Here is a 14,018-nt window from a genome sequence, read left to right on the forward strand (position 1 = left end):
GGGCGACATGTGCAATTGGCGCATGTTTGCCCCGCTTTTTGCTTGTTAATGGCTACGCGGCGGCAGGCAGAGTCATGGAGATGACCGCCCCTCCTTCCGGCCGGTTGCCTGCTGTGATCGCACCCCCGCAGCCCTCCACAATCGCCCGGGAGATAGCCAGCCCCAGCCCGGATTCCCCATCCTTGCCCTTCACAAACCGGTGGAACAGCACTGGCAGCAGCTCCTCCGGGAATCCGCAGCCGTCATCGGACACCGACAGCCGCACCTCTCCCTGCACCATGGATACCCGGATCAAAATGCCTGTTTGGGCGTAACGCACCGCATTGGCGGCCACGTTCAGAAGCGCTTGGAGCAGCTTCTCCCCATCAGCCCGGATAACAGGAGCCCCCTCCTCCGGCAGCGCTACGCGGACGGACAGCCCTTTGGCGGCCAGCATGGGATTGATCCGTTCCACTACCTCCTGAACCAGCTCCGCCAGCGAAACAGGAGCTACCCGAAAAATGTCCTCCGCGCTGTCCAGCTTGGCCAGGAGGGTCATCTCCATCACCAGCTTTTTCACCCGAGCGCATTCGCTGACAATGATGTCCAGCCCCCGTTCTACCTGCGCCCCCTCAAAAATTCCCTCCCGGATTCCCTCGGCATACCCGGAAATGGACATAAGAGGCGTCTTCAATTCGTGGGAGGCATTCTGGAAAAACTCCTTTTGCACCCGGATAAACCGGTTCAGCTCTCCGGCCATTTCATAAACGGCCTTGGACACGGCGCCAATTTCCCCGCTGCCCCCCACCGGCCGCACCTGGGCGAAATGCCGCTCCTTAATTTTCTCCAATTCCTGCTTCAGCAGCATAAGAGGGCGGATCAGCTTCCGGGTAAAAACGAGACTAAGCCCCGCCATCGTCACTCCGCCTGCGGCAAAAATGATCAAAAGCCGGCGAAGCAGCTCCTGCTCAATGGCTTTGATCCGGCTTACCGGCGTCAGTAGGGTCAGGGTCCCCGTGGGCAGAGCCTCCACCCGGGAAACGTAGGCCGTATCGGTGCCGTTCCAGATTTTCTCCAGATTTACCGGCGGAATCGAGGTGGAAGGCGAGGTTGCGATGGTGGTCAAGGGCGCAGCGGCTTCCTCCCAGTTGGCTGTGACCACCTTGCCCTCCCGGTCGGTTAGAATGGCTCTTACCTCAGAGTAAGGAATGCTGATGCTCATAGGCACGCCGCTGGCAGTGGTATCATTGCCGGCAACCGTAAAGGCCGAGAAAGACAGCAGATGATCTGCGGCCCCAAGGTCAGCGGCGGGAAGAGGGGAAGCGGAAGGCTCCGCTTGGCCAACGGAAGGTACATCGGAGCCTCCTTCGACAAGGAAGGGAGCTTCCGGATTCTCGCCGCCTGTCTCCTCCCCTGCGCGAACTTCTACAGTTCCGGACACGGCAGCTACTCCCAGTCTGGCCGTCATAGCGGCCCCCATATTTTTCAGATCCTCCTTCTGGGCCCCGATAAAATGATCCATCAGCACAAAATGGATAACGGCTCCGGTCACGGACAGCACCAGAATCAGCGATACGGCAAAGGCAATATTAATCTGGTATACCAGCTTCAAGCTGCTCGGCCCCCTCGTTCACGCGGAGTCTGTACCCGTGGCCCCAGACGGCTTCAATGGGCAGCTCCGCCATTTTTTTGCGCACCCGTTTAATCAGATGGTCCACGGCCCGGTCACTGCCGAAATAGTCCTCGCCCCAGACCAAAGACAGCAGCTCCTCCCGGGTAAAAGCCCGGTTGGGATGCAGCGTGAATACCTGCAGAAGCTCAAATTCCTTCATGGTCAAGTCCACTTCCTGGTGATTCCACAGCACTCTGCGTTCCTCCGGCAGCACTTGAAGGGCCCCCCAGACAAAACGGCGGGCTGAGGCGGAGGGGACCGGAACTTGCAGCAAAGCGGCGCCGCTCTCCCGCGCCTGGTACCAACGGTGCAGCAGCCGCTTGATGCGGGCGGTGAGCTCCCGGAGACTGAAGGGTTTGGTCAAATAATCGTCGCTGCCCAGCTCCAGGCCCAGCACCTTGTCCACCTCATGGTCCCGGGCGGAAATCATAATGATGGGCACCTCCGCTTCCCGGCGGATCAATTGGCAGAAGGCGTAGCCGTCCATACCCGGCAGCATAATATCCAGCACCCACAGGTCCGGCGGGTCGTTGCGCCACAGCTCAATAGCCTCCTCCGCCGAAGCCAGTCCGGCAGTCCGGTATTGCTCCTTGGCCAGGCAGGCCTCCACCAGCTCCCGGATATGGGGATCGTCATCCACAACAGCGATGAAAAAAGGACGGTTCATATCACAACTCCCGTTTTGCAGGTTGGTTCCATTATAACAAGCCGGGGGGCGGGCAAACGCTCTGCCATTGTTTTTCCACAAATTCACCAATCTCCTGCCATGGTCCTTCGGTAGACTGAACCTGTAAGACAAACCATGATAAGGAGCTGTTTCAACCATGACATTTCCCATTGTTTTAGCCAAAAGCCTGCTGTCCCTGTCTCTGCTGTCCGCCGCCCTCCCCGCCGGGGGAGCCGCCGTTACCGCTTCCGCGGAGATTGGAAACTCGGGCGCTGCGCCGGCCGAAAGTGTACACGTGATCCGGTCCTTCGGGGAAGGGCAGGACGCAGGCTTTACCATTTCCGTAGGTGAGGGCGAAGCCTTCGACGGACAGAATGCGCTCCGGACTTCGGTGGCCGTGATTCCCGATCCGCTGGAGCTGGCCCAAACCTATGCTCCCGAAACGGTGGAGGAATGGACCCAAACTCTGGAGCAACTCAAGGAAAAGTGGAAGCCCCAGATGTACCGGGTGCAGATGGCCGCCGCTCCTGAAGGGGAAGAGGCAGGGAATGTGACTCTGCCGGTGAAAATTGCTATCCAGGCTATGCCTGCCGTGAAGCTGGACACGGAAGCGGGAACCCTTGAGGATGGAGCAGTTGTGAAGGCGTTTACCGTAGACGTTCGGGAGGCCGTGGCAATAGCGGGCGGCGCAATAGAGGGACAGGAACCTGCGGCCCTTCCAACTGAGGTGAAGGTGTTCCCCTTGGATGAAGGCATTGTGAACGCACAGGCTGCCGTGAGCAAGGCGCTGGAGGCCGGACAAGCAGAGGAAATCCGCACGGCGCTTCAGGATTTGCTGACAGCATACCAGTCATTTTTGGTCAAAAATTAGTATGGATGGGTGGATGGAGGGATATGGTATGTCGATAATGCAAAAGTGCATTTATTTATGGGACCAGCCGTTTATACGGGGGGCCAAAATGCAAAAGTGCAGTTATTTCCCGCCAATTCCACCCGTTTGGAGGTTTCAGCGAAAAATAGATGCACTTTTTGCATGAAGGGAACGAAAAAGAGGCTCGCGGCTAAAAATAACTGCACTTTTACATGATAGTATTGGTAGGATATGGATCAGGCGCAGTCTATACAGAACTCCAGCGGCTATAACGGTGGCATAATTAACTCTATCCGTACTTTGGAAGCCGCTTCCTGCTCTTTTGGGCAGGGGGCGGTGTTTTTTTGCGTATGGAAGGGGTTGACATTCCGGAATTAATAATGTCATAATGACTATATCAATATTATGATATCAAAAGGATGGAATAGCCATGGATACCCTCAAGCGTGATGGAATCGAAGAGGAGAATGCAGACGAGAACGCCCGGAACTACACCTCCGCCAACTACCGGACTCCGGACGGCGCTCCGGCGGATATTGTGATTTTCACCATTTCCTCCAGAGAAAAGGAGACGGTCAAAAAAGCGCTGCCGGTGCGGGAGCTTCAGGTGCTGATGATCCGCCGGAAAAAATGGCCGTATGAAGGACAATGGGCGCTGCCCGGGGGCTTTTGCATGGAGACGGAGAGCATGTACGAATGCGCGCTGCGGGAGCTGCAGGAGGAAACCGGCGTGGCGGATGTCCATATGGAATATTTCAACGTGTACAGCAAGCCGGGAAGAGATCCCCGGGGCTGGATGATTTCCCATGCGTTCTTCGCGCTGGTGCGGGAGGAGGCGCTGGCCAACCGGCAGGCGGCTTCGGATGCGGAGGATGTGCGGCTGATTCCGGTCCGGGAGGCCTTGGAGCTGGAGCTGGCTTTTGACCATCGGCAGATTCTGGAGGATGCTCTTGGCAAGGTGAAGGAGAAGATGCTCACCACTACCATCGCCCGGGAATTTCTGCCGGAGGAGTTCACCCTAAGCGAGCTGTACCAGGTGATCCAGACGGTGGTGCCGGAGTTTGCGGAGCCCAATTTCATCCGCAAGATTACCTCCACCCAAAGCCGCCGGGGGATTCTCGAGGAAGCTGCGGACGGGGATGGACGCCCCCGCTTCTCCAACCGCTATTCCCAGCGGGCGGCCCAGCTTTACCGGTTTACGGATTTGACGCCGCAGCTGTCCATTTACAGCTGAGTGGGGGAAGAACACGGAAGAGTGGAGGCGGGAGAAATGAGCGCAGAGCTGCTGGACAAAATCAAAGGCGGGCTGTTCGGCGTTGCCGCCGGGGATGCCCTGGGAGGTACGACGGAATTTATGGGCGCCTCTCAGGTGAAGGACGCCTACGGCTTTCTCACGGAGATTATCGGCGGCGGCGTGTGGGGGCTGGCCCCCGGCGAGGTGACGGATGACACCATGATGACCCTCTGCGTGGCGGAGGGGATTCTGGAGAATCCGGCGGAGCCTATGGAGGCCATCGGCCGCCGGTTCCGGGAATGGTATGCCGCCGGGCCCAAGGATGTGGGCAATATTATCCGGCATGTGCTGGAGCGATTCGAGGGCAATTGGTATGAGGCGGCTTTTGTGGCCCATCTGGATTTGGGGCAAAGCGCCGGCAACGGCTCCCTGATGCGCTGTTTGCCTGCGGCGTTGGGGTATGGGGCGCGGGAGCGGGTGGAGAAGGTTTCCCGCATCCAGTCGCGGATGACCCACTATGATGAGCGCTGCGACGAAGCCTGCATCCTGTATAACCGGATGGCGTGGCGGCTTCTGCAGGGAGAGGAGCTTCATGCGGTCATCCGGCAGACGGCCGCGGGAACGGACTATGCGGCGGGTCTGGGCGCGGAGCCCATCTGTTCCCCCAGCGGGTTTGTGGCGGACACCTTCCGCTGGGTGCTGTATCTGCTTCTCGATTCTGCCACCTTCGAGGAAACCATCCAGCGGGCCGCCAATCTGGGCGGCGATTCCGACACCATCGGAGCCATTGCCGGCGGTTTGGCCGGCATCTATTACGGCTACGCGGGAATCCCGGAGCGTTACCGGGAGGCAATCCTGCTGAAGAGCCGGTTGTCCGCCGCCGCGGAGGCGCTGTACCTGTTGCGTCAAGATGAGGGAGAAGGGGAAGGCAGGGAAGCTGGAACTATACAGCTGTGAAACAGGCCGGTTGTTGCAGAGTACACTCACTTCTGTTAGGTCATCTGCCCATCAATCCGCGCCATCAAAAAACGCCTGCTGGCCAGCCGACCCATGCATGATGCATGGAGTTGGCCGCCAGCAGGCGTTTATCTGTTTGATATGCCGTTAAACAGTTTCCTTCGGCTTTCCGGGCAGGATCACTGCAATCCTGTGGGCCTGCTTGTCATCCGCCAGCTCCAGGAAGGTGCCGGGTCCGGCAGTCAGGATGTCCCGGAACCCCTCTCCCGGCTGCTCCCGGGTGAACACCAGCGTATACACTGTGCCGCCGAACCGGTAGTCCGCCTGGAAGCCCGGCCAGCCGTCGGGAACGCACGGGTCCAGCAGCAGCCGGTTGCCGCGGCGGCGGATGCCGAGAATCCACTCCAGCCCCACCTGGTACATCCATCCCGCGGCGCCGGTGTACCAGGTCCAACCCGCGTGGCCCCGGTGGGGCTCGGAGGTGTAGACATCGGCGGCCATCACATACGGCTCGCCTGTATACTGCCGGACCTCCTGGTCCGTCCGGGTGTGGTTTACCGGATTGAGCAGATGGAACAGCTCAAAGGCCTTATTGCCCTGCCCCAGCTTGCTCCAGGCGGCGATGCTCCAGATGACCCCGTGGGTATACTGGGCCCCGTTCTCCCGGATGCCCGGGGGATAACCCTGGATATAGCCGGGGCTGGGCTCCGTTTTGTCGAAGGCGGGGGTTAAGAGCCGCGCCAGGGCCAGCTCCCGGTCCACCAGCTCCCGGTCGAAGGAGCGCATGGCCTGCCAGGCCCGCTCCTCGGGGGCGCCTCCGGAGAGGACCGACCAGGATTGGGCAATGGCATCGATCCGGCACTCGTCATTGCGGATGGAGCCCAGCCAGGCCCCGGAGTCAGTGAAGGCCCGCCGGTACCACTGGCCGTCCCAGGCATGCTCATTGGCCGCCTTAAACAAGCTCTCCCGCTGTTCCCGGTAGCGGGCGGTCCGCTCCGCATCTCCCCGCTCCGTGCAGATGCCCTCGAAGCGCTCCAGAATCTCCGCCAGGAACCAGGCCAGCCAGACGCTTTCGCCCCGGCCCTTGTCTCCGGCCAGATTCAGGCCGTCGTTCCAGTCGCCTACGCCGATCAGCGGCAGACCGTGCTCGCCGATGCGCGACAATGCCTTTTCGATAGCCTGAAGGCAGTGCTCGTAGACGGTGCCTGTCCGCCCGGAGAGGACAGTGGGCTCGTAACGCTCATGCTCCCCTTCCTTAAGGGGCTCGCTGATCAGGTAAGGAGCATGCTCCTCCCACAGGGTCTGATCTCCCGTATGCTCCGTGTAGCGGGAAGCCACATAGGGCAGCCATAAGAGATCATCGGAGAACAGGGTACGAATGCCCCGCTCCGTCTCCTCATGCCACCAGTGCTGCACATCGCCCTCCTCGTATTGGTGGGCGGCGTGCAGCAGTACCTGCCTGCGGGCAAATTCCGGCGCCGTATGCAGCAGCGCCAGCGTATCCTGAAGCTGGTCCCGGAAGCCGAAGGCCCCGCCGGCCTGGAAGAAGCCGCTGCGGGCCCAGATCCGGCAGGCCAGGGTCTGGTACAGCAGCCAGCCGTTCAGAAGCAGATCCATCTCCCTGGCGGGAGTGGACACCTGCACCTGGCGCAGCATGCTGTTCCAGTGCTGCTCCATCTCCGCCCACGCAGCATCGCAGCCAGCGCCGCCGGCGTACTGGCGGGCCAGTGCCGCCGCTTCCGCTTCCGAAGAGGCGCAGCCCAAGAGAATCACAATCTCCCGTTCTTCACCGGGAGCAAGGGCCAGCTCCTGCCGGATGGCGCCGCAGGAAGCGGCCTGGATGCCGGTCCGGTTGGACAAGCGCTCCCCGGCCAGTCCTGCCGGAGCTTCCAGGCGGCCGTTGCGGCCGACAAATTCCAGTTGATCCGAAGTCCAGGTTTGGGTCCCCTCCGGAAAAATGCCCAGAAAAGCGGTAGCCTCCCGGAAATGCTCCTGGTACTTGTTTTGTGCGGTTAAGATAGCTGCCGCTTCATCCCGGCGGACGGCGATGTGGGAAGCTGTCTGCTGCCGTCCCACTCCCAATACCCACTCCGCGTAATAGGCCAGAGACAGCCGCCGCTGCCGGGAGGAGGTATTGGCCAGACGCAGGCGCATAATTTTCACCGGGTCCTTCACCGGCACAAACAAGGTCAGCTCATGGCGGATGCCCTCCCGCTCATGGCGGAACATGGAATAGCCTTGTCCATGGACGACTGTATACGGCTCTGGATGTTTGCCTGGCGATGGGGTCAGCGTCCACAGCACTCCCGAATCCTCATCCTTCAAATATCCCTGTTCGCCGGGAGGGTCCAGCACCGGGTCATTGGACCACGGGGTGAGCTTGCATTCCCGGCTGTTGCGCCAGAAGGTGTAGCCGGTGCCCAACTCGGTAACCAGGGCTCCGAAGATGGGATTGGCCAGCACGTTGGTCCACGGCCCCGGCAGGTGGCGTCCGTCTGCAATGGTAAGCCGGTATTCCCGGCCGTCGGGGGTGAAGCCGCCCCAGCAGTTAAAGAACAGAAGCTCTTTCGGGTCCGGTATCGCCAGGGGAGGCGTCATGCCGCAGCCGGCGGCGTCTCCGGCGCCCGCTGGGAAACGATGGCCTGCCGCCTTATCTGCCGCGCCGCCTTGGCTGTTCGTACCGTCGCCTGCCGGATAGACCAGCGCCAGCGCCGGAGCGTCGCCCCGCAGAGCGCGCAGCTGGGAGGCCAGGCTGGGGCCGCCGGCGTGGAGATTCACCCGTGCCGCAGCCGTCAGCAGCCGCCGGTCTTCCTCCGTCAGGCGGTGGACGGGAATCACATGAATCCCGGATAGACCCTGCCCGAAGCGGTCCACGCCATGCTCTGCCGCCCGCTGCAGCGCCTCCTGCAGATCCTGCTGGTATCCGTCCCGGGACAGGTTCAGGATCACCAGATCATAAACCAGCCCCAGCCGCCGGGCATATTCATGGCCGACCAGAAGCTTGATCACAAACGGCAGATGGCTCTTGTCGCCGATCTGCACTACCATAATCGGGCGGTCGCCGGATATGCCGAAGGACCAGAGGCCGGACTGGCCTTTCACATTGGCCGCAATCGCCTCCCGGCGTTCCTTGCGAAGCGGCGGGGTGTAGAGCATAAGCCCTGCCAGCCGCTGGAACAAAGCCGCCTCCCGGCCGTCCAGCTGGAGGCTCTTCAGCTCGATCCGGCTGCGGTTCCAGGCCAGCCGGAAGGCCCGGTCCGCCTGCTGGGCACTGGCCAGCCTGGCGGCGGTTTCCACTGCATCCTGGCGCTCCGCCGCCACCGCCGTCACCGCATACAGCACCGTCTTGCCGCCGGGCTCAAGCTCTACCCTGCGCCGCATAATGAAGGCCGGGTCCGCCACCGAGCCGGTTTTGGCCTTCAGCCGGCTCTTGGCGCATTGAGGCTCGGCCAGGGTATAGCCCCGACCCACAAACGCCGCCCGGTCCGTTTCAAACTCCACCGGGCCTAAAGACTGCCCGTCCGCCGCCAGCAGATGGGCGGACCAGAGAGAATGATCCTTCACCGTCCGCGGCCGCCTGCCGGCCACCAGGCAGCCCGACTCCTCATCATAGGCGGTGCGGACAAACAGCTTGCTGAAGGCAAGGTGGGCATCATCCGCAATCGGGCTGGACATGGCCAGCTCCATGAAGGTGGTGACCTCCAGCACCTTTTTTTCCTCGCTGTGGTTAACCAGAGTAATCCGCCGCACCTCGGCATCGGCTTCCGGGGAAACGGCAATCTCCATCTTCGTTTCCACTTGCCCGTCCCGCCTCAGGAACACGGCCTTATCCAGCTCAAACCGGATCAGGCCCTCATCCGGCTCTACCCGGGCCGGCTGGAAGGACGGTGACCACAGCTTGTCTTCGCCTACATCCCAAATGTAAACCCCGCTGACCCAGGAATCCCGGACCGGGTCCTCCCGCCAGCGGGTGACGGACAAGCCGTCCCAGCTGCTGTGGCCTGCGCCGCTGGCAGTGACCATGGTCATGAAGCGGCCGTTGGACAGGAGGCATACCTCCGGCACAGCCGTATGAGGGGAACGGAATTCCCGGACAGAGGCGGTATCCACCGGTTGTTTCTCATGCCGCGGGTTGGACCGGTACATCTCCGGATGGCGAATCCATTTGGGCCGCGCCGGAATCCGTTCCTGGAGAAGCAGCTCGGCCGCCTGCACCTCCATGCTTTTGTGAAACCGGTCGTACATGGTCCGGGGCAGCAGCAGGTTGCCCAGGGTCAGCAGGCTCATGCCCTGATGGTGGGCCATGAAGCTCTTGACCACCATGTGGCGGCTGCCTCCCGGCATCCGGCGGGGTGTGCAGTCGATGGCTTCATAGAAGCCGTATTTGCCCCGGGCGCCCCATTCCTCCATCTCGTGCAGGGCGGCAATCCCCCGGTCCCGGGAGTAGGGCAGAGACATGATGGTGGCATACGGCGCCAGCACCAGATCCTGCTCCAGACCGCGCTTGAAGCCCAGCCCCGGAACCCCGAAGGCCCGGTACTGGTAATTCATCTGGTAATCGAAGGCGTAATAGCCGGATTCCGATATGCCGAAGGGCACCTTCCGCTGCCGGGCGTATTCAATCTGCCGGTCCACCACGGCCTGGTAGGTGCTGTCCCAGAGGGTATCCCGGTAGGTTTTCATAAAGAGCCACGGCATCAGATATTCAAACATGGTTCCCGACCAGGAAAGCAGAAGCGGATGGCTGCCCGACTTGGTCAGCGTCCGGCCCAGCACATTCCAGTGGGAGACAGGGGCCTGGCCCATGGCAATGGCCACAAAGCTGGCCTGCCTGGCTTCAGAGGCCAGAAGGTCGTAGAGCACATTGTCCCGTTTGCCTTCCTTTACATGGTAACCAAGGGAGAAGAGATTGGTCTTCTCGTCCAGAAGCGGGCGGAAATTGGTTTCCCGCGCCAGCGATTCCATTCGCGCCGCCAGTCGTGTGCCCCGGTTGCGGACGGTGGAGCGTTTGCCGATATGAGGCGTCAGCTCCTGGGCAAATGCCACCTGGAACTCCCCCTTGGACCGGGGCTTTCTTCTGTCCGTCACCAGGTCGTTCATACCCAGATGCCCGTCGGTTTCCACCCATTCCAGGAGTCCTTCACGTGCGGCAATCAGGCATACAGCCAGGTTGCCCGAATCCACGGTGGACACATATACCGGGTTAAGCGGAGCCAGGGTTGCGGTATCGTACCAGTTGTACAGATGCCCCTCCCATTTTTCCATACTCTCAACGGTCCCGATTGTCCGCTCCAGCCGTTCGATCATCCCCGGCGTATCGATAAACCCGAAGTCCCGGGCCGCCAGCACGCAGGTCAGATACAGCCCAATATTGGTGGGGGAGGTGCGGTGGGCCACCCCTTTGTCCCCCTCCATCTGGACATTGTCCGGGGGCAGGTAGGAATCCTCCTCTGTTACATACGCTTCATAAAAGGCCCAAATGTCTGCGGACAGCTTGCGGAGCTCCTGCTCCTCATCCTTGCTGAAAACCGCCTGACCGGAATCCGCCTCGCGGTCCAGCCAGCGCACTACAAGAGGCGCCAAGGCCCATAGGATCACAACAGCCAAACCGGCCAGCCGCAGCGTATCGAGACTCCCCCAGCTTCCGTCAGCGGGGAAAAGAGCCCAGCGCCTGCCTTGTCCGGCAAAACCTCCGGGGCCCCAATCTCCAGCCTCCGGCACCGCCCGGCCCAGAAGCAAGCCGGCAGCCAGCAGCGCAATCGCGATATAGCCTCCTGACAGGTTCGTCATCACAGGGCGGCCCTTTTTGCCGCTTTGGCGCTCCACCTCGGATTGGCTGACCCATTCCAGCAGCCTGCGTTTGGAGACCGTGATCCGGTACAGGGTCCGCACCACTGCATCCAGCAGCATGAGACTTTGAAAAGGCAGGGTGATGAAGGCAATGGCGCATTGGGCCAAAGTATTCAGCAGTCCCTTGGGCCGGTAGATCAGGGTATGCAGCGTCAGCAGCTGGCGGACAAAAGGTGCGCACAGCGTCAGCAGCACCAGCCCGTACCAGCGCCACGGGGAGCCGGGCAGCACCGGCACCGCCAGAATGGCAATGGCCAGGAGCATTGGCGACAGCAGGCTGCGCCGCAGGTTGTCCACGATCTGCCAGCGGGTCAGGGGCGTCAGATCGGCGGGAATCCGCTCTCCGTCCCCGTTGCGCGTATGCCGCTTCAGCCAAGGAAGCAGCTGCCAGTCTCCCCGGGTCCACCGGTGCAGCCGTTTTTGGTGGGACAGGAAGGTGGACGGGCAATCGTCGATGAGCTCAATATCCGACAGAAAGCCTGCCCGCAGGAAGCCGCCCTCCAGCAGATCGTGGCTCAGCACGCTGTTCTCCGGGAAGAGGTTTCCCAGGACGGTATGGAAAGCATCCACATCGAAGATTCCCTTGCCGGTGAAAATTCCCTGACCCATGGCGTCCTGGTAGGGATCGGATACGGCAAAGGCATACGGGTCCAGCCCCGGCTCGGACGACCAAATGGAGGCCAGCCGGGATTTCCGGGCGCTTTCGTAGGTCATGCCGATCCTTGGCTGGAGCACGCCATGCCCCTCCGCCACCCGCGTCCCGCTGGCGTTCAGCCGGGGGCGGTTGTACGGCAGGTGGATGGCTCCGATCATCCGTTGTCCCGACTCCAACGGCAGGCGGGTGTCCGCATCCAGCGTAATACAATAGCGGATGCGGGGAAGCACGGAGCGGTCTCCGGCGATGGTGCTGAAGCTGGTGGAGGCATCGCCCTTCAACAGCCGGACAAATTCTACCAGCTTGCCGCGTTTGCGCTCCCAGCCCATCCAGACTTGCTCCGCTTCATTCCATTGGCGGCTGCGGTGGAACAGGTGGAAGCTGGTTTCGGGGTAACGGCCGTTCAGCTTCTCCACTTCTCCGATGGCCTGCTTCAGAACCTTTTCATCCTGGGGCAGCCGTTCCTTGTCCGCATCCCGGAAGTCGCTGAGAATAGCGAAGTGGATATTCGGGTCCCGGTTGGCCAAATAATGCAGCTCCAGCCGTTCCGCCGTAGCGGCGGCGTCCTCGGGGGTGGACCAGATGACGGGTATGACCACCATGGTAGCGGCCTCCTCCGGTACTCCCTTGGAGAAGTCATAGCGCAAAAGCCGGGTAGGGGTTTTCACCCGTTCGATCAGCCAATGCAGGACGGTGACGGCATATTCGCTGGCGGGCAGGACAGCCAGCAGCACAATCGCCACCCAGCCGCCAACCGACAGATTTCCGGCGCTGCGGCCGATCCAGAGGGAGGCGGCAGCCAGCGCCGCCACAAAAGCCAGCGCCAGGAGCTGCATATACAGCACGGCGGCCCGGGTTTTGATCCCGGCCTCCGGCAGAGCTCCGGCTTTGCCGCATTGGCGCAAGGCCTTCTGCAGGGCCTTCAACCCCCGGCCCTCCAGCAGATAATAGGCGGCGCAGCTGTCCCGGGTGGGCAGGCTTCCGCCGGACGCTGCTGTTGCCTCCGCCGCCCCTGCCGCCCGGGCTTCCGCCTCCCGGCTCCGCAGCCGCCCGTCGGCCAGCTCCACCGCTTTGGTGGCCACCAGATTCTCCGGCACCCGCATCCGCTTGGCCAATGTGGCGGTGCGGCTGCGCAGGGTGTGGCGGCTGGCGTTGTCCAGCCGGGGGTAATCCCCGGCCAACTCCTGGCGCAGGGTATTTTCCACCATGCTGATCCGCTCGAACAAGGGACTCCACTGGGTCCGGGACAGACTCCGCAGACTTCCGATGGCATTGCCTGTGCTCACCTGATATTGCGCCTGCAGCTGATAATCATAAGAAAGAATGGAGTCCAGGCTTTCCGGTCCGTTGTCCAGCTTGCATACCAGCCATTCGCCCAAATGCGCCGAATCCTCCGCATGCTCCCGCAAATGGCGGACCAACTGAACGATCACGGCGCCGGACAAGGGCAGCTCCAGCCCGGCTTCCTCCAGCGTTTGCTTCAGGCGTTCCGGCGTCAGCTCCGACGGCGGAATGTCCGCCAGCATCCGCTCCACCCGGGCGCATATGCTGCGCCGCTCCTTCACCGGCTCCATCAGGGCCGCCAACCGGCGGATCAGCTCCATTTTCATAAATACGGGCAGGGACCAGGCTTCGGCGATAGTCAGCACGGAAACCTCCTGGTACGCCTCCAAGTAGGCAACCAGGGTATCCTCCTCAAAAAGCCCGTCGGTTTCAGACAAATAGGCCGCGCAGATGGCGGATACCCGGCGGACGGCCGTTTTGCCCACGGCAGGCAGGGTTTTCACCGGCAGATTGAGGGTTTCTTCTTTTAAGCCCAGAATCTCCGCCTCAATAAATTCCGAATGGTCCAAAAGCCATTCCTCGGCTGGCTGTTCGCAGGCGCCCAGGTTCTCATGAAGCTCCCTGACAAAAGCCCTCAGCTCCGTGATGTCCCCTTCCACCCGGCTCCACAAGGCCTTTGGCGAAATGCGGCGTTCGTGCGGGTCGTGCTCAAGTGCAAGCTTATGTGCATGGTCCCTTAGCTTATCCTCATTCCAACCCATACAAAACCTCCAACGACAAGAATGGCATAAAGTCACTTCATTACCATTCCACGATATGGAGATTTTTATGAGCGGTTTTTATGAAAAT

6 protein-coding genes are annotated in these 14,018 nt (G+C 61.3%); 3 read left to right on the forward strand and 3 right to left on the reverse strand.

Features of this window, described 5'->3' with window-relative positions; all coding sequences use genetic code 11:
• Window positions 1-52: 52 nt before the first annotated feature.
• Together DQG13_RS17745 and DQG13_RS17750 are read right to left on the reverse strand one after the other, a co-directional pair.
• Window positions 53-1,591, reverse strand: coding sequence for a sensor histidine kinase (locus DQG13_RS17745; RefSeq protein ID WP_258525733.1), 1,539 nt, complete (start codon window positions 1,589-1,591; stop codon window positions 53-55).
• Window positions 1,569-2,318, reverse strand: a complete 750-nt coding sequence (locus DQG13_RS17750) for a response regulator transcription factor (protein WP_113021164.1) — start codon at window positions 2,316-2,318, stop codon at window positions 1,569-1,571. The genes DQG13_RS17745 and DQG13_RS17750 overlap by 23 nt, the downstream gene beginning before the upstream one ends.
• Window positions 2,319-2,475: 157 nt before the next feature.
• On the opposite strand from DQG13_RS17750, the gene DQG13_RS17755 reads away from it, so the two are divergent.
• The 3 genes from DQG13_RS17755 to DQG13_RS17765 all read left to right on the forward strand — a co-directional run bounded on the left by DQG13_RS17755 (window position 2,476) and on the right by DQG13_RS17765 (window position 5,380).
• On the forward strand, window positions 2,476-3,189 hold the full coding sequence (locus DQG13_RS17755) for a hypothetical protein (protein ID WP_113021123.1): 714 nt from the start codon (window positions 2,476-2,478) through the stop codon (window positions 3,187-3,189).
• Window positions 3,190-3,619: 430 nt separating this feature from the next.
• Complete coding sequence (locus DQG13_RS17760) at window positions 3,620-4,423, forward strand: NUDIX domain-containing protein (RefSeq protein ID WP_113021124.1); 804 nt, start codon at window positions 3,620-3,622, stop codon at window positions 4,421-4,423.
• Window positions 4,424-4,459: 36 nt separating this feature from the next.
• Complete coding sequence (locus tag DQG13_RS17765) at window positions 4,460-5,380, forward strand: ADP-ribosylglycohydrolase family protein (RefSeq protein ID WP_113021125.1); 921 nt, start codon at window positions 4,460-4,462, stop codon at window positions 5,378-5,380.
• A gap of 147 nt (window positions 5,381-5,527) precedes the next feature.
• Here DQG13_RS17765 and DQG13_RS17770 read toward each other — a convergent pair whose 3' ends face one another.
• Window positions 5,528-13,930, reverse strand: a complete 8,403-nt coding sequence (locus DQG13_RS17770) for a glycoside hydrolase family 94 protein (RefSeq protein WP_113021126.1) — start codon at window positions 13,928-13,930, stop codon at window positions 5,528-5,530.
• Between the last annotated feature and the right edge of the window lie 88 nt (window positions 13,931-14,018).

The organism is Paenibacillus sp. YN15 (assembly GCF_003285005.1).
Lineage (GTDB): Bacteria > Bacillota > Bacilli > Paenibacillales > NBRC-103111 > Paenibacillus_AR.